Origin of the sequence: Streptosporangium becharense (assembly GCF_014204985.1) — a bacterium.
GTDB classification, from domain to species: domain Bacteria; phylum Actinomycetota; class Actinomycetes; order Streptosporangiales; family Streptosporangiaceae; genus Streptosporangium; species Streptosporangium becharense.
Genome location: NZ_JACHMP010000001.1, coordinates 3,906,464 through 3,925,726, shown reverse-complemented (window position 1 = coordinate 3,925,726; position 19,263 = coordinate 3,906,464). Strand labels below are relative to the sequence as shown.

The window sequence follows — 19,263 nt, the reverse complement described above, 5'->3', positions numbered from 1 at the left end:
AAAGGACCTTTCACCTGTGACGGAAGTGAACACTCCGCCCGTCGATCGCATCGAGCCGGTCGACATCCAGTCCGAGATGCAGCGCAGCTACATGGACTACGCGATGTCGGTCATCGTGTCCCGCGCGCTGCCGGACGTACGCGACGGCCTCAAGCCGGTGCACCGCCGCGTCCTCTACGCGATGTACGACGGCGGCTACCGTCCCGACCGCGGCTACTTCAAGTGCGCCCGCATCGTCGGCGACGTGATGGGCACCTACCACCCGCACGGCGACAGTTCGATCTACGACGCCGTCGTGCGCCTGGCACAGCCCTGGTCGCTGCGCTACCCGCTGGTCGACGGCCAGGGCAACTTCGGCTCGCCGGGCAACGACCCGGCGGCCGCCATGCGATACACCGAGTGCAAGCTCGCGCCCATCGCCATGGAGATGCTCCGCGACATCGACAAGGAAACCGTCGACTTCAGCCCCAACTACGACGGCAAGTCGCAGGAGCCGGACGTCCTGCCGTCCCGCTTCCCCAACCTGCTGGTCAACGGCTCGGCGGGCATCGCGGTCGGCATGGCCACCAACATCCCGCCGCACAACCTGCGCGAGGTCGGCGCCGGTGTGAAGTGGGCGTTGGAGAACCCCGACGCGACCGACGAGGAGCTCCTCGAAGCGCTGATCGCCCGGGTCAAGGGTCCCGACTTCCCGACCGGCGCGCTCATCGTGGGCCGTCGCGGCATCGACGACGCCTACCGCACCGGCCGCGGCTCGATCACCATGCGGGCCGTCGTCGAGGTCGAGGAGGACAACAAGGGCCGGCAGTGCCTGGTCGTCACCGAGCTGCCCTACCAGGTCAACCCGGACAATCTCGCGCTGACCATCGCCGAGCTGGTCAAGGACGGCCGGATCAGCGGCATCGCCGACGTCCGTGACGAGAGCTCCGCCCGCATCGGCCGCCGCCTGGTCATCGTGCTCAAGCGCGACGCCGTGGCCAAGGTCGTGCTGAACAACCTCTACAAGCACACCCAGCTGCAGACGACGTTCGGCGCCAACATGCTGGCCCTGGTCGACGGCGTGCCGCGGACGCTCCGGCTCGACCAGTTCGTCCGGCACTACATCCACCACCAGGTCGAGGTCATCGTCCGCCGGACCCGCTACCTGCTGCGCAAGGCCGAGGAGCGGGCGCACATCCTGCGCGCGCTGCTCAAGGCGCTCGACCGGCTCGACGACGTGATCGCCCTCATCCGGCGCTCGCCCTCGGCCGCCGAGGCCCAGGTCGGCCTCATGTCGCTGCTGGAGATCGACCAGATCCAGGCCCAGGCCATCCTGGACATGCAGCTGCGCAAGCTGGCCGCCCTGGAGCGGCAGCAGATCACCGACGAGCACGACGCGCTGACCGCCCAGATCGCCGACTACAACGACATCCTCGCGTCGCCGGAGCGGCAGCGCTCCATCATCGCCGACGAACTGGCCGAGATCACGACGCGGTACGGCGACGACCGCCGGACCGAGATCATCGCCTACGAGGGCGACATGTCCATCGAAGACCTCATCGCCGAGGAGGACATGGTCGTCACGATCACCCGGGGCGGTTACGCCAAGCGCACCAACATGGACCTCTACCGCTCCCAGAAGCGCGGCGGCAAGGGTGTCCGGGGAGCGCAGCTGCGCCAGGACGACATCGTCGACCACTTCTTCGTCACCACGACCCACCACTGGCTGCTGTTCTTCACGAACAAGGGCCGGGTCTACCGGGTCAAGGCCTACGAGCTGCCCGACTCCGGGCGTGACGCCCGCGGCCAGCACCTGGCGAACCTGCTGGCCATGCAGCCGGACGAGATCGTCATGGAGGTCCTCGACCTGCGCGACTACGAGGTCGCCCCGTACCTCGTGCTGGCCACCCGCAGCGGCCTGGTGAAGAAGACCCGTCTGTCCGAGTACGACTCGCCGCGCACGGGCGGCCTCATCGCGATCAACCTGCGTGAGGACGACGAAGTGATCGCGGCCAGGCTCGTGTCGGAGGACGACGACCTCCTCCTGGTCTCCCGCGGGGCCCAGGCCATCCGTTTCACCGCCTCCGACGAGGCACTGCGTCCGATGGGCCGCGCCACCAGCGGTGTGATCGGCATGCGTTTCCTGGACGGCGACGAGCTCCTGGCCATGAACCGGATCGCCGACGGCGACGACGTCCTGGTCGCCACCGAGGGCGGATACGCCAAACGGACCCCCGCTGATCAGTACCCTGTGCAAGGAAGAGGCGGGAAGGGCGTTTTGACCGCCAAGATTGTCAGTGCTCGTGGCAAGCTGGTGGGTGCCGTCATGGTCAGGCCGGAGGACGAGGTCTTCGCGATCACGTCCGCCGGGGGGGTTATCCGGACGAGTGCTGGGGAGATCAAGCAGTCCGGCCGCCAGACGATGGGGGTTCGACTGATGAATCTCGCGGATGGAGACAGTGTCGTGGCTCTCGCCCGGAACGCGGAGGCGTTGGAGAACGAGGGAAACGGGGAAGGGGAGTAGCCGGTGAATGCTCAGGGCAAACCCGGCTCCCAACCCGCCTCCTCGTCGACACGTGACAAGGTGACGGAGAAAATGGACAAGGCCCCTAAGAACAGGGATGTAAAGGTGGCCCCGTCACCGGTGAACGGTAGCGTGCCCGCGCCGGAAGCCGCTGGTTCGGTATCCGACGACTCCAAGGGCAGGAAGAACGTGACAGCGGACGACAAGCAAGCCGAAACCACGGTGCGGGTCCACCCGGGATCCTCACCCCAGCCGACCTCGCCTCCGTCGGCTTCGCCGCGTTCCGCGCAGGCGCCGGCCACGGAGCAGAACCGTGCTCCGTGGTCGCCCGGCAGCCTGTCGTCACCCCAGCCCTCGCCGGACGCCTCCGGTGACAAGAAGGGCTCCGGTCCCGCTCCCCGGTCGCCGCGCAAGGCGCACCTGGTGCTGCGCAGGATCGAGCCCTGGTCGGCCATGAAGTTCAGCTTCGTGGTGGCGCTGGTCTGCTTCGTGGTGCTGTTCGTCGCGGTCGCGGCGCTCTACATGGTGCTGTCCAGCCTCGGGGTGTTCGACAACATCATCCAGACGGTCAACCAGCTCACGATGGCCGACGGCAAGCCCACCAGCGACATCGACATCGCCTCCTGGTTCGAGCCGGTCCGCATCCTGGGCTACACCGCCCTGATCGGCGCGGTGAACGTCGTCCTGATCACCGCCCTCGCGACCCTCGGTGCGGTGATCTACAACATCTCCTCCGACCTGGTCGGCGGCATCGAGGTCACCTTCAGCGAGGCCGAGTAGCCGACGCCGCGCCATGTCCCAGTCTTCCGGGCGGGGACATGGCGCGAGCAGGTGCCGGAACAGGGTAAGCTTTTCCCAGTTCGAGCGAACGGGTTCGCCTCCGGAAGGCGGGGACGAAGCCGTTCGTGCGTGCTGAGGGGCTATAGCTCAGTCGGTTAGAGCGCTTCCCTGATAAGGAAGAGGTCAGAGGTTCAAGTCCTCTTAGCCCCACCCAGTTCAGAGGCCATTTCCTGTTAGAGGAAGTGGCCTTTTCGATCTTCTGGGTGACTGTGCTTCCGCGCTCTCGTTCGGGGAGATCGGATTCATTGTCCCGGCTCCTTCGGGCAGTACGGAGCGGAGCTGCTTCCGGTAGACCTGCTCGGTCACCACGGTCCCCTTGCGGCCGACCAGGCAGGAGATGTTCTCCGGCGCGACGCCGGAGTCCGACAGCAGTGAGACGAAGCTGTGCCGCATCTCACGGGGCGTCCACTCGTCAGGGTCCAGGTCGGTCCTCTTGAGGATCACCCGGAAGGCCCGGCGGACGTCGGCCGCGTCCAGCTCGGTTCCTTGCCTGCCGGCGAAGACGAGGTCGTTCTCCTGCCACAGGTCCCCCGCCTTCTTCCGGGTAAGCGCCTGCCGCTCCCGGTGCCCACGCAGGGCGTCCACACACAGCCTGGGGAGAGCGAGCGTCCGCCGGGACTTCTCCGTCTTGGTGTCTCCCCCGACCCGCACCGAACGCCACACCATGATCGACGGTGGGAGCGGGGGATCGGCGTCCGGCCGGCCAAGTCGACGTGTGACCACGTGAGCGCCCGTAACTCCTCGGTCCTGGCCCCGATGAGCAGCGACACCACGACGTAGGCGCACAGGTTCGCCCCCTCGGCCGCCTTGAGCACCGACGCCGCCTGGTCGAGCGTCAGCGACTTTCAAGGCGGCCTGCCGGTGGCGGGCCGCTGGCGTTCGCGGGCCGGGCTGCGGCTCTCCGGCCGGTCCCGGCCCGCGACGCCACGAACCGGGCGGGCGGTTGCCGAAAGAACAGAGCCGTTCATCGACGAGGACCAGGAGCAGGCCGACGCCGTTGCCAGTACTTCGCGGCGCCGAGCTGGTCGACGCGGTTGCCGAAAGAACCGCGGGCTCAGTCCTCCGCTGGACCGAGGCCGTTGTCCGCAGGTTCCTCAACCACGTCGCAGTGACATGCCCTGGTGCGCAGCTACGGCCCCGAATCCCTGGTTCGACCTGTTAACGCTCAGTCATACGCTTCCCAGTGGGTCGCAAGTCCAGGCCCGTAACGTGCCGCCATGAGTTCGAATTCACAGGTGGAGTCCGCCGGTGTCTTTTTCCTCCTGGGGGTTCTAGCCGTTGCAGTCGCTCTGGTGGGTGCCGCTTGGAACTACGTGTTCCTCGATCAGCCGGTCGTGCTGACCGGGGTGGCGGCACTCCTGATCGCCAGGGCCTGGCGGCTCCGTTTCGGCAGAGGGTGCGGGCTCACCGCCGTACTCGCGATGGTGTGGGTGGCTGTGTCAGCGGGTGCTCTCCTGTCTTCTCGCGGCACCGATGGGGTGATCCCCGGCCCGGCCGGCACAGGCCTGACCATGCGGGTCGAGTACGAGAACTGGGACTGGTTCTCAGAGTGGATCCTCGTGGTCCGCAAGGACGCCGGGTTGCTGACACGTGAGTGGGACGTGGGGTGCAGCGGGCGGCGTTGGGCCGACATCCCCGAAGTGACCTGGACCGATCCCGCGCGCCCGCGCCTGAATGACCGGGTGCTCGTCCTGGACCCCGAGACCGGCCGGCCGCGCGGGTCGGCCAGCTCTTTCGATTTCTGCTGATGTCGTACCGCGATCACTGCCGAATTGTTCTTATGGGTTATCAAGGCGGCAGCGCTCCGCGCCGCCGCACGGCGGGACATGCCCCGCCGTCCCGGCACGGCCAGCGGGCCGGGCATGCGGCCTGGGGGCTGGGCATGCGGCCTGGGGGCCGGTCCTGGCCCGCGCCAGCCGGGCGTAAGCCCGCCGCACCGAGCCCCCGCCGCACCGGACGAACCCACCGCCCCGGGGACGCGCTGCCGCCGCTCCGCCACCGGCCCCAACCGCTACGCGGTCCCTTCGGGATGCCCCGCATTGGCCCTGCGCTCCGTGGGTTCACCAGGCATGCCTGATCAGCGGGAAGGACAGGGCTGCCGCCCCGCTTCCGGTGCTCTGGTTATGACGGCTTGAGCTGGCCCCACCCGGCCTGGTTGTGGGGGTGTCCGCCGTGGTTGTCGACGACCGGGGCCGCATCCTGCTGCAACGGCGGGTCGACAACGGGCTGTGGGCGCTGTCCGGCGACAGGATGGACCTCACCGAGTCGGTGCCGCAGGCCGCCGTACGGGAGGTGAGGGAGGAGACCGGCTATGACGTCGCGGTGACCGGCCTGGTCGGTCTCTACACCGACGCCCGGCACATCATCGCCTACAGCGACGGAGAGGTCCGCCGCCAGTTCAACGTCTGCCTCACCGCCCGGCTCGTCGGCGGATCACTCGCGGTCAGCGACGAGTCGACCGACGTCCGCTGGGTCGACCGGAAGGAGATCAAGTCACTGCCGATGCACGACACGCAACGCCTTCGGATCGATCATTTTCTCCGAGGGGTGTCGGCACCTTACGTCGGGTGAGGCAAACAGCCTGAGAGCCGTTCCCGTAATCACGGTCGATCACTGTCGATCGCGGCACCCAGAAACGTCATGTCCAGCACGTTCCTGGAGAAGTTGACGCCGGTGATGATGCTCGCCAGAGCGAACGCGCCTGCGATGTGATCACCAGGTATGGGATCTTCGAACGTACGTCTGCCGAGCCCGACGTCACGCATCTGGTCGGCCCACCGATCGGGATCGGTACCTGAGCGGAGATGCGGCACCAAGGGATCGAAGCGCGTGATCACATCGCCGTCGATCGCATGAATGAAGCGGTCCGAGGCGTAGTCGTGCCGGTTGACCGAGACGACTTCGGTCCCTCGTGAGACACGCTCCAGCACACCGGGTTCGGCGGCTACTCTCCAGCCGGAAGGCTCGACGAGTATGGTCCAGCCGTCTACTTTTACGGCGCCGACGTGCTCCGCTTCGCCGCCGGGTACCGCCAGGCACTCGTCTACGTACTCGTCCAGCTCGTCGAAGGTCATCTCCTCAATCGTGTCCGGGTTCACGCCCAGACGGGTGAGCACTTCCCGGGGTGAGAGGTCCCGGATGAACGACACCCCGTAGATGTCGCCCAACCGGCCGTCACTCCTGGAGAGCCAGCCGAAGCTCTTGAGGATGTCTGGCACTGTGACTCCCTTGATCGGTTGGGGGGCATCATGGCAGTCCTCTCCGACAAATCGATCATGCTCGATGAGTGACGAACTGAGTGACAACCGCCCTGGACAAGGCCGGACGACGGTGGGCCACCGTGGAACGTATACGCAGGTGGGAGCGGTTATAACCCATGACCCCGCCCCCTCCCGCCTTCCTTGACAAGGAAGAGGTCTCAGGTTCAAGTCCTCTTAGCCCGCCCAGTTCACAGGCCATTTCCCGTAGTGGGAAGTGGCCTTTTTGATCCTCTGGGTGACTGTGCCCTCTTGGCCTCGCCGGGGAAGATCGGATCCATCGCTTCGGCCCCTTCCAGAAAGGGCGCGCTGGACCTCGTCACCACGGTCCCCTCGTGACCGACCAGGCGGGAGATGTTCTCCGGCGCGACACCGGAGTCCGACAGCAGTGAGACGAAGCTGTGCCGCATCCCAAGGGACGTCCACTCGGCAGGGTCCAGGTCGGTCCTCTTGAGGATCACCCGGATGGCCGCATCGCCGCAGCGGCTTCAGAAGCGACGCCGGACCACCCCGCGCGGGAATGCCGCGGGTCCATCACCACCAGGGTGTCACCGGACAGGGTGATCGACAGTGATTCGGCCGTCGTGAACACGCAGCAGGCGGCGATGGGAACATGCGTCCGCCCGGTAAGGGACGCGGGTCGGCGACGTGTGTCCCTTACCGGGCCTGTGACGTGGTGCGGCTGTCGTCGCCATTCCTCACCGTGCACCGGTGCCACCGCGGACGGGGTGCCCGCGTCGCGCCGGAACAGCAGGCCGTCGCCGATGCGCAGCTCTCCTGCGGGTCGCACGGACCACGTTGGCGTCCACGGGAGCGGGGCACGGGTTCGATCTGGTCGCAGGCGGCGTCGTGAGGTGGTGATGGCCGTCGCGCGATTCTTCGAGTGGTGAACAGCCGTATTCCGTGCGGGTTCTGGAGTTGCCCGTTTCCCACAGCCAGGACCGCGTCAGCGAGGACGTCAGCGGTGGAGCCTGCCTCGCTCCGACCGCGTGCCTGGCCTGGGTGCCCCTGCACCGCCCCTGCGTGGGCTCATACTCCGTCATCACGATGCCGATTCCTGCCGCGGTCTTCCCGCCCGAGGACCATCCGGCCCGAACGATCCGCTTGGAGTCGCCACCGAGGTCACGTGGTCAGCGGTGCCTGCTCGCGGAGAAGGGTGACGACCTTGCGCATCCACGCGGGGTGGGCGGGCCACGCCAGGCCGGAGACGAGGTTGTCGTCGATCACCACCTCGTCGTCGGAGTAGTGGGCGCCGGCCGCTTCCAGATCGGCGGCGATGGTGGGCCATCCGGCGGTGCGGCGGCCCTTGAGGGCTCCGGTGGCCGCGAGGATCAGCGGGCCGTGGCACTGGACCGCGATCAGCTTCCCCTCGGTGACGAAGTGGTCGACGATGCGCCGCACGTGCGTGTCGTAGCGGAGGTACTCCGGGGACCGCCCGCCGGGGATGACCAAGGCGACGTAGTCCTCGGGCCGCACGTCGGAGAAGGCGATGTCGGCATCCCACAGATATCCGGGCTTCTCGGTGTAGGTGTCGAAGCCCTCCACGAAGTCGTGCACGACCAACTGGATCTTCTTCTTGGAGGGGGCGGCGAGGTGGACCTCGTACCCCTCCTCCAGCAGCCGCTGGTGCGGGTAGACGGTTTCCAGCGCCTCGGAGGCGTCGCCGGCGATGATGAGTACGCGTGCCATGGGTTCTCTCCTGTGGGGTGTGGTGGGCTTGGGGAGGGGGACGGGGGTTCGACCGTGGATTCGCCGCCCGACGGCGGTCGGGAGGCCTACCGCCTGACGGCGGTCGCGGTGATCTCCACCAGTTGGCCGGGGTGCAGCAGTCGTTGCACCTGCACCCAGGTCGCCGTCGGGGCGGACGCGCCGAAGTAGGCGCGGAACAGGTCGGCATGTCCGGCGAGCCCGTCGATGTCGGTGGTGTGGACCGTCACCGCCACCACGTCGGTCAGCCGGGCACCGACCTCTTCGAGGGAGTGCTTGAGGACGTCCAGCTCGAACTCCGTCTGACCGCGCAGGTCACCGGGGCATACGAGTTCCAGCGCGTCGGCCTCGCCGCGTAGAGGGGTCATTCCGGACAGGTAGATCGTGTCGCCGGTGATCACGGTCTGGGTGAAGGCGAAGGTGTCGAACACCGATGTGCCGAGGTAGCCGGGAGCGGGCAGGTGACTGGTCATGTGTGTTCCTTGGCCGGTCTGTCGTGGTGTGGGCGGATGAACGCGTGGTCGTTCGCGGTCCGTGCGCGGGAAGGGGGTGATCGGGACGCGCGGGGAGCGGGCGGGACGCGCACGTGGAAATGGGTCAGGGTGCTGTGACGTGGTCGGGGGTTGCCGTTCGGAGAGGCGCCAAAGGGCTGGCCGGTCAGAGGTCGAGCACCAGTCGGGACGACGCGCAGCGGGAGACGCAGAGCATCATGCTGGTCCCGGAGGCGCGTTCGGCGGCCGAGAGCACGGAGTCGCGGTGGTCGGGCCGGCCCGCGAGCACCTTCGTCTCGCAGGAGCCGCATGTTCCCTGGTAGCAGCTGCCGACGTCCGCCAGTCCGGCGCGCTCGACGGCGTCGAGGATCGACGTCCCCGCCGGCACGTGCAGCGTCACCCCGGATCGGGCGAGCTCGACGTCGAACGCGGTGTCGGGGGCCGGGTCCGTCAGCGCCGCCGGGGTGAAGCGTTCCGCGTGGAACGTTCCCGTCGGCCAGGTCCGGCAGTGTTGTTCGACGGCGGCGATGAGCCCGGGAGGTCCGCAGCAGTACACGGCCGTTCCCCTCGCCGGGCCGTCCCGCCCGGTCACCGCGCCGCCCGGGCCGGTCGCCACGCGGTCCAGTTCGGCGGCCATGCCGTCCAGTTCGGCCGCCGGGTCGAGTCGGCCGTACTCGTCCTCCGGGCGGATCCTGACCCGGTCGCCGTACTCGCCGAGTTCGTCCAGGAAGGCCATGGACGACCTGCGGCGGCCGCCGTAGACGAGGGTCCACGGCACGCCGGACCGTTCGGCCTGGTCGATCATGGGACGCAACGGGGTGACGCCGATCCCTCCGCCGACGAACAGGTAGCGTGCCGCCGGGACGAGGGGGAAGGCGTTCCGCGGCGTCCCGGCGGCGACGAGGTCGCCGACCCGGAGCGTGTCGTGGACCCACTGCGATCCTCCTCGCCCGCCGGGTTCCCGGTACACCGCCACGCGCCACTCGTCGTGGCGGCGCGGGTCTCCGCAGAGCGAGTACTGGCGGACCCCGGCGGGCGTGCGCAGGTCCACGTGGGCGCCCGGCTCCCACGAGGGCAACTGTGTGCCGCAGGGGGCGGCCAGGGTGACGGAGACGACGTCGTCGGCTTCCCACCGCAGTTGCCGGACACGCAGTTCGATCATCGTGTTCCTCCGGGTCGAGGCCGGGGGCGAAGGCCGGTTGACGGGGTCAGTTGATGAAGTCGCTGGACGGGTGCGTCCGGGGGAAGTCGCGGACGTACTGCAGGAACCTGTTGAGCGCCTTGTCGCTGCGGGTCGTGGTGCCGGGCCGGAAGTGGATGGTGTTGAGCACTGGGCGGTCGTCGGCGACGATGCTCTCCTCCAGGGCCTGTACGGAGTCGAGGAACGCCTCCGTGTCGCCGTCCCGGGCGTCCTCCTCGCGGGCCGCCAGCACCATGTACGAGGAGATGGTGCCGGGCTTGGGGATGCCGAAGGGCATGATGAACCCGAACCACCGGCCGTTGACCGAGCCCGACTGGTAGAAGATGTTGGTGCCGGTGATGCCGATCTCGTAGGAGATGAGGTCACCGGAGGGCAGCCGCCCTTCGAAGCCGTACCGGAACGAGTGGTCGGTCCAGGTGAACTGGTCGGGGTCGGGGTCTCCGTGGTCGAAGGTGATGCCGTGCAGCGCCTTGATGTGCTGAACGTCCGGCGTGTTCGCGCAGAAGACCCACGGGTCGACGGGGAAGACCTCGTCCAGTTCCAGGGTCCTGAGGGCGAGGTCGCCGTCGGGGAACGGGAAGTCGGGGAGGTCGAAGGTGGGGGTGTCGCCGTTGAAGGCCCACACCAGTCCGTACCGTTCCTGAACGGGGAAGGCGAAGAGTTGTGCCCGCGGCGGGGCCGGGTCTCCGCAGCCGGTGCCCACGCAGGCGCCGGAGACGTCGAAGCGCCAGTGGTGGAACGCGCAGCGGAGCTGTCCCTCGTGGACGTCGCCCACGGAGAGATCGGCCCCGAGGTGGGGGCAGTAGGCGGTCAGCACCCTGGCCGACCCGTCGGGTCCCCGGTACACGACGACCCGGCCGTCGAGGAAGTCGCGGCCCACGACCTTCCCGTCGGGCACGTCGGAGGACAGGCAGATGGGGAACCACGACTGGGAGAATCCGCCTTCTCCCTCGGGCGGGATCGGCGGTGCCAGGACACGCCGGCGCGCCGGAGGTGCGGACTGCTCGAAAGAGGTTGCGGACATGAGAGCTCCCTACCCCGCGTGATCAGCGGTTGCGGATGCCCGGGAGAACGGCTCCCGGCAGGAGGGTTAGAGTTAATGCTCTAACTGCTTTCTAGAGTATTAACTCTAGGAATGGTGGTGTCAACGATGGTGAGCGCACTCCTCCCACGGCACGGGGCCGCAGGATGAGAGCCGGATGAGCGGAGGTCGGGGCGACATGGCGGGCACGAAGGACCGGATCCTCGACGGGAGCCTGGAGCTGTTCAACAGCAGGGGCGTCCAGGCGGTGACGACCAACCACATCGCGGACCACCTGAGCATGAGCCCGGGGAACCTCTACTACCACTTCCGAAGCAAGGAGCACATCATCCGCTCCCTGTTCGAGCGGATCGACGTCGCGGCCCGCGAGGTCATGGGCCCTCTGCCGACGCCGGTGAGCCCTCAGCAGTGGGCCGAGGTCTTCCTGCACGGCCTGGGCACGGTCTGGCGGTACCGCTTCTTCTTCGCCAACATCGTGGAGATCGCCGGACGGGACGAGCTGCTCGCCTCCCGGCTGCGGGCCCTGACCGAATGGATCATCGACTGGACCACCGCCGCGATCGACGCCCTGATCGAGCAGGGCTCGATGACGGACCTGCCCTCCGATGACCGGCGGCGCCTGGCGGAGAACATCTTCATCATCATCTGGAACTGGACGAGCTTCGCCGTCGCGTTCCGCGGAAACGCGCAGTTGCGCGAGATGGACGCGCGTGAGGGCGTGCTCCACTCGATGCTGTTGCTCACGCCGCACTTCGAGCCCGAGTTCGCCGCGCGGGTCCGGGCGGCGGTCGACCAGGTCACGACCGGGTGATCGGGTGGCCCGCCTGACGGCGTCAGGCGGGCGGGTCCGCGGTGTCCGGCCGTCGTGACCTCACGCGCAGTGGGCCAGGGCGAGCGCGGCCAGGGTCCGGGCGGCCGTCACGACCTCCGCGACGGGCACGAACTCGTCGGGGCCGTGTGCGCGGCCGATGTCGCCCGGTCCGTACTGCACGGTCGGGACGCCCCCGAGCCCGGACATCAGCCGCAGGTCGCTGCCGTACGGGGCACCCCAGGTGCCGGGCGGGGCACCGGTCACCAGGGTGTGGGCACCGGTCAGCCGTTCCAGCAGGCCGCCGTCGTCCGGGGGCAGGCGGCCCGCGGCGTACTGGCCGCCCCACCACTCGACCTCGGCGGGGTGGCCGATGAGCCAGTCGTCGCCGGCGCACGCCTGCCCGACCGCCTCCTCCAGGGCGGCGCGGGCATCCCGCGGCGACTCGTCGAGCGCGACCCCGAGCCGTCCCTCGGCCACCAGCTCGCCGGGGACCGAAGAGGACCAGTCTCCGGCGTGCACGGTGCCGATCTCGATCGCGTACGGGAGGTTCCAGCGCCGCATCAGCGGGTCCACGGTGGTGTTGCGTCGGGCTTCGAGCTCGCGGAGCGCCGCGAAGACCGGCCAGAACTTCTCCACCGCGCTGACCCCGGCGTCGCGGCGGGCGGCGTGCGCGGCACGCCCGGTGATCCTCAGCCGGAACGTCAGCGCGCCGGCGTTGGCCGGCACCACGTCCAGGCCGGTGGGTTCCGGGATCACGCAGGCGTCGGCCCGCCATCCGCGTCGCAGCAGGGCGTAGGAGCCCATCCCGCCGTCCTCCTCGCCGGGGACGCAGGCGACGAGCACGTCACCGCGGAGTCGTGCCCGGCGCATGGCGCGTACGGCGAACAGCGCCGCGACGAGGCCGCCCTTCATGTCGCAGGCGCCGCGGCCGTACAGCAGGCCGTCGGTGACCACGCCGCCGTACGGCTCGACGCTCCAGGCGGTGAGGTCGCCGGGCGGCACCACGTCGACGTGCCCGTTGAACATCAGCGAACGGCCGCCGCCGGTGCCGGGCAACCGTCCCACCAGCCCCCACGCTTGGGGCCGCGGCACCTCCATGCCCGGGAAGCCGGGCTCGGCGCTCAGCGCGTCCACCTGGACGGGCCAGAGGTCGACCTCCAGGCCCTCGGCGCGCATCCACTCCGCCAGCCGGTGCTGGATCTCGCCCTCGGCGGGGGATCCGCCGGTGCTCGGGACGCGGACCAGCTCGGCGAGCAGCCTCGTCATGGCGGCCGCCTCGTCCCCGAGCGCGGCGATCACCTCGGTGGCCCGCACGGTCAGGCCGTCCGGGTGAGGTACCCGCCCATGGTGCGGAAGAACTCAGTGGCGGGCAGGTCGGTGCCGTCCTCGGTGCGGACGCGCTCGACGACCAGCCCGTGGCTGCGTCCGCGCCGGGCGTCGGCGCCCGCGACGATGACCACGCCGTCGCCCTCGCGGATGAAGACGCGGCCGGGGGTGCCGCCGTAGACGCCCTTGGAGACCGACGCCTTCAGCACGCGGACGCGCTCGCCGCGGTAGTGGGTGAAGGCGTTCGGGTACGGATCCGACTGTGCCCGGACCAGGCGCTCGATGTCCTCGGCGGGCCAGGTCCAGTCGATGTTGCCGTCCTCGACGGACCGCTTGTGGAAGAAGCTCGCCTTCGACCGGTCCTGCGGGGTCCAGTCGGTCCGCCCGGAGGCGATGAGCGCGAGCGCCTCCCGGACGACGGGGCCGATGAGGTCGACGGTGCGGTGGAACAGGTCGGTGGCCGTGTCCGCGGGCCCGACGGGGACGGCGCGTTGCAGCACGATGTCACCGGCGTCCAGTTCCTCGTCCATCATGTGCGCGGTGACCCCGACCTCCTTCTCCCCGTTGATCAGCGCCCAGATCAGCGGGGAGAACCCCGCGTAGGCGGGCAGCAGCGAGTCGTGCACGTTGAGGGTGCCGCAGCGGGGGAGGGAGAAGACCTCCGGCGGGATCCAGGTCCGCCAGTTGTTGGCGACGATGAGGTCCGGAGCCGCCTCCTTGAGCCGGAGTGTCAGCTCGTCGTCGGGCCGGTTGCACAGCAGCACCGGGACGCCGTGCTCCTGCGCCAGTTCGGCCACCGAGTCGTCCCAGATCTTCTCGTAGGCGTGATCGCTCTTGGGGTGCGTCACCACGAGGACGACCTCGTGCTCGGAGTCCAGGAGCGCCTGAAGTGTGCGGTGCCCCCAGGTCTGGTAGCCGAACATCGCGATCCGCATGGGGTCTCCTTGTCAGAAGGATCAAGGCGGGTTAGGCTTTTTATTAGGTGAGGCTAACCTAATCCAAATATTGGATCATTGGAAGCCGTCGAACGCACGTTTCCGGTCATCCGGGACATGTCATACGGCTTCCGCCCACCCCCTGAGTCAGCTCCCGGAAAGGCGCCACATGTCTCCTTCGGAGAAGCACGTCCACGACCTTGTCGGCATCGGTTTCGGACCGTCCAACCTCGCGCTGGCGATCGCGCTGCGGGAGCACGGCACACAGACGGGCGACGCGATCGACGCGGTGTTCTTCGAGAAGCAGGCGGCCTTCGGATGGCACCGGGGAATGCTCCTGCAGGAGGCGACCATGCAGGTGTCGTTCCTGAAGGACCTGGTCACCATGCGCAACCCGACGAGCGAGTTCAGCTTCCTGAGCTACCTGCGCGACAGGGACCGGTTGATCGACTTCATCAACCACAAGACGATGTTCCCCTCGCGGATGGAGTTCCACGACTACCTGGAGTGGGCCGCCGCCCGCTTCTGTGACCAGGTGGAGTACGGGTCGGAGGTCGTCGCGGTCACCCCGGTCACCGTCGACGGGACGGTCGAGTACTTCGACGTGGTGGTCCGGCAGGGCGGCGACGGCGACGAGCTGACGACCCGGCGGACCCGCAACCTGGTGATCGCCACCGGCCTGGAGCCGGTCCTGCCCGAGGGGGTGGTGAGCGGCGAGCGCGTCTGGCACACCGAGGAACTGCTCACCCGGGTGCCCACGCTGCGCGACCCGCGACGGATGATCGTGGTCGGGGCCGGGCAGAGCGCGGCCGAGGCGACCGACTACCTGCACGGCTCCTTCCCCGAGGCGGAGGTGTGCGCCGTCTTCACCAAGTACGGCTACACCCCCGCCGACGACAGCTCCTTCGCCAACCGCATCTTCGACCCTGCGGCGGTCGACCACTTCTACGCCGCACCCGAGGACGTCAAGGAGACGCTGCGGCGCTACCACGCCTCGACCAACTACTCGGTGGTCGACCTCGACCTCATCGACGAGCTCTACCGGCGCCACTACCAGGAGAAGGTCCGCGGCGTCGAGCGGCTGCGCATCTTCAACGCCTCCCGGCTCGTGGACGTGACGGAGGGGGAGGCCGGTCTGCGGGCCACGGTGGAGTTCCTGCCGACCGGGGAGCGCACCGTGCTGGACGCCGACCTCCTCGTCTACGCCACCGGATACCGGTCCGGCGACCCCCTGACCCTGCTCGGCGAGGCGGGGGAGCACTGCCTGCGCCTGCCCGGGGGCGGGCTGCGCGTCGAGCGTGACTACCGGGTCGCCACCACGGACGAGGTGCGCTGCGGCATCTACGTGCAGGGTGCCACCGAGCACACCCACGGCATCACCTCGACCCTGCTGTCCAACACCGCCGTCCGGGTCGGGGAGATCGTCCGCTCGATCGCCGGGCGGCGGGAGAACGACCGCTCCCCCTACGCGCTCCAGCACTGATACCTCCCGGCTGGGACCTCCCGGCGCCCCGGACGCGCGAGCGCGCTCCGGGGCGTCCGGCCTCCGGACCTCACGGGTCCGGGACGGCACGCTCCGGGGCTCGCGGACCCCGGGCATCGCCCTGTGCTCGCCGGGCACCGGCGGCCGGGGTCCGTGATCCCCCGGAGCCGGCCTTCGGACCTCAGGCACCGGGCCGGCCGGTGCGGGCGAGCTGCCAGAGCAGGAAAGGCGCGCCGAGCACTCCGGTCACCACGCCGACCGGCAGGACCATGTCGGCCAGGAGCCGCTGGCCGATCAGGTCGCTCACCAGCACGATCACCGAACCGGTGAGGGCGGCGGAGACGACCGGCGGAGCCGGGGAGCGGGCCAGCCGCCGGGCGATCTGCGGCGCGGCCAGCGCGACGAACAGGACCGGCCCGGCCGCGGCGGTGGCGAACGCGGCGAGGGCGGCCCCGCACAACAGCAGGGCCATGCGGACACGCTGCACCGGGGTGCCCAGCCCTGTGGCCACCTCGTCACCCAGGTGCAGTGCTCGCTGCAACCGGCCGAGCAGCAGCACCGGCGGCACCAGCACCACCAGGGCCAGGGCCAGCGGCTGCGCGTGGGCCCAGCCCCGGTCGTTGAGGTTGCCCACGAGCCAGCCCAGCATCTTCTGCGCCTGGTACGGCTCGGCCCGGCTCAGCAGGTAGGTCGTGACGCTGACGCACATCCAGCTGATCCCGATGCCCACCAGGACGATCCGGTAGCCCGTGGTGCCCCGGTTCCAGGCCAGCAGGTAGATCAGCAGACCGGCGCCGACGGCGCCCGCCAGGCCCAGCGTCTGCGTGCCCAGGCCGGTTCCGGCGCCGAGGACGACCCCGGCGGCCACGGCGGCGCCGGCCCCCTGGGTGATGCCGAGCATGTCGGGGCTGGCGAGCGGGTTACGGGTGACGGCCTGGAAGATCGCACCGGACATGCCGAGCGCGGCACCGCCGAGCAGGGCCACCGCCGCCCGCGGCAGCCGCAGTTCCCGGACCACGAACACGTCGGCCGGGGCGCCCGTGCCGCGCAGCGCGGGCACGATCCCGCCGGGCGGGACGGTGTAGTCGCCGCTGCCGGCGCCGACCGTCAGGCCGAAGACCCCGGCGGCGGCGACCGCCAGGACCAGCCAGGTCAGCAGGAGCCGTGGACGCAGGACCCCGGAGATGCGGGGCCGGGTCACGCGGAAGACGACGCGGCCGGGGGAACGGACCAGTTCGAGACCGGGCATTCCTACAGCTCCGCGAGCCGTCGGCGGCGGACCAGGGCGATGAAGAACGGCGCTCCGAGGAACGCGGCGACCAGGCTCACGTCGATCTCCTGAGGGCGTGCCACGACACGCCCGATGATGTCGGCCGCCAGCAGCAGGCACGGGGCGACGAGCATCGCACCCGGCAGCAGCCAGCGGTGGTCGGGGCCGGTGATCATCCGGACGAGGTGGGGCACCACCAGGCCGACGAACACGATCGGCCCGGTGACCGCCACCGTCGCGCCGGTCAGCAGCGTGACCGCCAGCGCGGTGCCCAGGCGGATCAGGCCCAGCCGGTGTCCCAGCGCGACGGCGACGTCGTCGCCGAGGGAGAGGCTGTTGAGCGCCGGCGCGGTGCTCAGTGCGACAAGCGCGCCGGCGGCGAGGAACGGCGCGACGCCCAGCAGCGTGTCGCCGTCGTGCCCGGTCAGCGAGCCCGACGACCAGTAGCGGTAGCGGTCCAGCGCCTCGGGGTCGGTCAGTGCGACACCGCTGGTCAGCGAGTCCAGCAGGTAGGTGACGGCGACTCCGGCGAGGGCCAGCTTGACCGGGGAGGCGCCGCCGGTGCCCCGGCTGCCCAGCAGGTAGACCGCACAGGAGGCGATCGCGGCACCCGCGAGGGCGAACCAGACGGAGGCCGTCAGCGTGGCGACACCGAGCACGCCGGTGGCCGTGACGGTGCCGAAGGCCGCCCCCGCGCTGACCCCCAGCAGGCCGGGGTCGGCCAGCGGGTTGCGGGTCAGTCCCTGCATGACGGCGCCGGCCAGACCCAGCGCCGCTCCAGCGAGCACGGCGACCAGGGTGCGGATCAGCCGGGTGCCCCTGACGATGGCCACGACCTCGGCGTCGAGCCCGGAGTGGTCCGGATCCAGGAGGGAGCGCGTCACCTGGTCGAGGGGGATGGCCCGGCTCCCCACCGCCAGTGAGAGCAGGCACAGCCCGGCCAGGACGCCGGTCGCCGTGATGATCAGCCGTACCCTCCGGGCCGGTCGCGTCACCGGCGTGCCGGCCGCCACCGCCTCGTGGGGGCCGTCCGTCGGTGACGCCCCGTGCGGAGGCGATGGTGCGTGGGGTGTCACGAAGATCCCCTCTGCGGTTTTAGGTAAGGCATACCTCAGTGGTGATCAGTATGCAAGTCATGATCAGGCATTGAATATAGGTAAGCCTAACCTTAGTATCACTTTGTTGATGTTGTTCGCCGGTGCGGCGCGCCTTCCGGCAGGTGGCCCCAGTGGGCCGTCAGAACCCCGCGAGAACGGTCCCGCACGCCGACCCCAGCTCGAAGAGGAAACGATGGCCCATCCCCCCACGTCCTTCATGGGTGCCCGCCTTGCCAGAAGCCTGATGACGGCTCTCACCGTGCTGGCTCTGACCGCGGTGGCCGCCGCCTGCGGCGGTGCGGGTGAGCCCGGCGAACGGGCCGCCGCGGCCTCGCCGAGTGCGGGCACGGGTACGGCGGCCCCCGGCTCCGGGGGTGCCTTCCCGGTCCGGGTCGAGCACCTGTACGGCACGACGGAGATCAAGAAGAAGCCGGAGCGGATCGTCACGATCGGCCTGAGCGACCACGAGCCGGTGCTGGCGCTCGGCCACAAGCCGGTCGGCGTGGTCGACTGGTTCCAGCGCAGCCCGTTCACCGACTGGCCGTGGGCGAAGCAGGCGTGGGGAGGCGCCGAGCCCACTGTTCTCGGCCTGCGCGAGGACGGCGTCAAGTTCGAGAAGCTGGTCACGCTCAAGCCCGACCTGATCTTCGCCATGTACTCGGGCATCCAGCAGGAGCACTACGACCAGCTCTCGAAGATCGCTCCGGTGGTCGCCCAGCCCAAGGGATACGACCCCTACGCCGCCCCGTGGCAGGACATCACCCGGCTGGCCGGTCGCGCGCTCGGCGAGGAGGCCAAGGCCGAGCAGCTCATCACCGGGATCGGCGAGAAGTTCGCCCAGGTCCGCAAGGAGAACCCGCAGTGGGCCGGCAAGACGGCGGTCGCCGCCGACAGCTTCAAGCCCGGCCAGTACTCGGCCTTCCAGAAGGGTGACCCCAAGTCGGCCTTCCTGGCCGAACTGGGCTTCACCATCCCCGAGGAGATCACCAAGCAGGCGGGCACGTCCAACGTCGCGGAATTCGGCTCCGAGGGCCTGAACATCCTGGAGGTCGACCGGCTGGTGTGGCTCACCACCGGCAAGGAGCCCTGGGAGCGCATCAAGAACGACAAGGTCTACAAGGAACTGAAGGTCGCCAAGGAGGGCCGGGACCTCTTCCTGACCTACCAGGACCCGCCCATCGGCGCGGCGCTGTCCTTCAACACGGTGCTCAGCATCCCCTACGCCGTCGACCAGGTCGTGCCGCTGCTCAAGAAGTGATCCCTCAGGTCGACGACATCCACCGCGGCAGGGTACGGAAGG

The 19,263-nt window shown here is 69.5% G+C and carries 17 protein-coding genes and 1 tRNA gene; 8 read left to right on the top strand and 10 right to left on the bottom strand.

The features are described from left to right. Window positions 1-16: 16 nt before the first annotated feature. The 3 genes from gyrA (at window position 17) to F4562_RS17250 (ending at window position 3,493) form a co-directional block, all read left to right on the top strand. Entirely contained in the window at window positions 17-2,503 is a 2,487-nt protein-coding gene (gyrA, locus tag F4562_RS17260) for a DNA gyrase subunit A (RefSeq protein ID WP_184543444.1), read from the top strand. A 189-nt stretch (window positions 2,504-2,692) separates the two neighbouring features. Beyond that, window positions 2,693-3,283, top strand: coding sequence for a DUF3566 domain-containing protein (locus tag F4562_RS17255; RefSeq protein ID WP_312872139.1), 591 nt, complete (start codon window positions 2,693-2,695; stop codon window positions 3,281-3,283). Between the two features lie 136 nt (window positions 3,284-3,419). After that, window positions 3,420-3,493: transfer RNA gene (locus F4562_RS17250), tRNA-Ile, on the top strand. A 6-nt stretch (window positions 3,494-3,499) separates the two neighbouring features. On the opposite strand, the gene F4562_RS34260 is transcribed toward F4562_RS17250, so the two are convergent. Further along, complete coding sequence (locus tag F4562_RS34260) at window positions 3,500-4,066, bottom strand: tyrosine-type recombinase/integrase (RefSeq protein WP_311734081.1); 567 nt, start codon at window positions 4,064-4,066, stop codon at window positions 3,500-3,502. Between the two features lie 569 nt (window positions 4,067-4,635). Between F4562_RS34260 and F4562_RS17240 the strand changes: the two genes are divergently transcribed. After that, a complete protein-coding gene (locus F4562_RS17240) occupies window positions 4,636-5,091 on the top strand; it encodes a hypothetical protein (protein ID WP_184543448.1) in 456 nt (151 codons plus the stop codon). Between the two features lie 388 nt (window positions 5,092-5,479). Continuing rightward, window positions 5,480-5,914, top strand: coding sequence for an NUDIX hydrolase (locus F4562_RS17235; RefSeq protein ID WP_184543568.1), 435 nt, complete (start codon window positions 5,480-5,482; stop codon window positions 5,912-5,914). Between the two features lie 29 nt (window positions 5,915-5,943). Here the strand turns inward: F4562_RS17235 and F4562_RS17230 are convergent, their stop codons facing one another. The 5 genes from F4562_RS17230 to F4562_RS17210 all read right to left on the bottom strand — a co-directional run bounded on the left by F4562_RS17230 (window position 5,944) and on the right by F4562_RS17210 (window position 11,023). Continuing rightward, window positions 5,944-6,561 (bottom strand): DUF6461 domain-containing protein, encoded by a 618-nt coding sequence (locus F4562_RS17230; protein WP_184543450.1) that lies wholly within the window; start codon window positions 6,559-6,561, stop codon window positions 5,944-5,946. Window positions 6,562-7,722: 1,161 nt separating this feature from the next. Beyond that, entirely contained in the window at window positions 7,723-8,289 is a 567-nt protein-coding gene (locus F4562_RS17225; RefSeq protein ID WP_184543452.1) for a DJ-1/PfpI family protein, read from the bottom strand. A gap of 86 nt (window positions 8,290-8,375) precedes the next feature. Then, window positions 8,376-8,780 (bottom strand): RidA family protein, encoded by a 405-nt coding sequence (locus F4562_RS17220; RefSeq protein ID WP_184543454.1) that lies wholly within the window; start codon window positions 8,778-8,780, stop codon window positions 8,376-8,378. Between the two features lie 184 nt (window positions 8,781-8,964). Further along, window positions 8,965-9,960: a PDR/VanB family oxidoreductase gene (locus F4562_RS17215; protein ID WP_184543456.1), complete on the bottom strand. Its 996-nt coding sequence runs from the start codon at window positions 9,958-9,960 to the stop codon at window positions 8,965-8,967. A 46-nt stretch (window positions 9,961-10,006) separates the two neighbouring features. Continuing rightward, window positions 10,007-11,023: an aromatic ring-hydroxylating oxygenase subunit alpha gene (locus tag F4562_RS17210; RefSeq protein WP_184543458.1), complete on the bottom strand. Its 1,017-nt coding sequence runs from the start codon at window positions 11,021-11,023 to the stop codon at window positions 10,007-10,009. A 175-nt stretch (window positions 11,024-11,198) separates the two neighbouring features. On the opposite strand from F4562_RS17210, the gene F4562_RS17205 reads away from it, so the two are divergent. After that, entirely contained in the window at window positions 11,199-11,852 is a 654-nt protein-coding gene (locus F4562_RS17205) for a TetR/AcrR family transcriptional regulator (RefSeq protein ID WP_184543460.1), read from the top strand. 60 nt (window positions 11,853-11,912) lie between these two features. Here the strand turns inward: F4562_RS17205 and F4562_RS17200 are convergent, their stop codons facing one another. Beyond that, complete coding sequence (locus F4562_RS17200) at window positions 11,913-13,166, bottom strand: ArgE/DapE family deacylase (RefSeq protein WP_311734082.1); 1,254 nt, start codon at window positions 13,164-13,166, stop codon at window positions 11,913-11,915. Between the two features lie 2 nt (window positions 13,167-13,168). Next, entirely contained in the window at window positions 13,169-14,113 is a 945-nt protein-coding gene (locus tag F4562_RS17195; RefSeq protein WP_184543462.1) for a methionyl-tRNA formyltransferase, read from the bottom strand. Window positions 14,114-14,282: 169 nt separating this feature from the next. Here F4562_RS17195 and F4562_RS17190 point away from each other — a divergent pair, with 169 nt between their 5' ends. Beyond that, window positions 14,283-15,596: a lysine N(6)-hydroxylase/L-ornithine N(5)-oxygenase family protein gene (locus tag F4562_RS17190; protein WP_184543464.1), complete on the top strand. Its 1,314-nt coding sequence runs from the start codon at window positions 14,283-14,285 to the stop codon at window positions 15,594-15,596. Between the two features lie 181 nt (window positions 15,597-15,777). On the opposite strand, the gene F4562_RS17185 is transcribed toward F4562_RS17190, so the two are convergent. Next, window positions 15,778-16,845 carry a FecCD family ABC transporter permease gene (locus tag F4562_RS17185; RefSeq protein WP_184543465.1) on the bottom strand — a complete coding sequence of 356 codons (1,068 nt, stop codon included), beginning with the start codon at window positions 16,843-16,845 and terminating at the stop codon, window positions 15,778-15,780. A 2-nt stretch (window positions 16,846-16,847) separates the two neighbouring features. Continuing rightward, window positions 16,848-17,942: a FecCD family ABC transporter permease gene (locus F4562_RS17180; RefSeq protein ID WP_311734083.1), complete on the bottom strand. Its 1,095-nt coding sequence runs from the start codon at window positions 17,940-17,942 to the stop codon at window positions 16,848-16,850. A 265-nt stretch (window positions 17,943-18,207) separates the two neighbouring features. Here F4562_RS17180 and F4562_RS17175 point away from each other — a divergent pair, with 265 nt between their 5' ends. Then, window positions 18,208-19,221: an iron-siderophore ABC transporter substrate-binding protein gene (locus F4562_RS17175; RefSeq protein ID WP_221207281.1), complete on the top strand. Its 1,014-nt coding sequence runs from the start codon at window positions 18,208-18,210 to the stop codon at window positions 19,219-19,221. The last annotated feature ends 42 nt before the right edge of the window (window positions 19,222-19,263 follow it).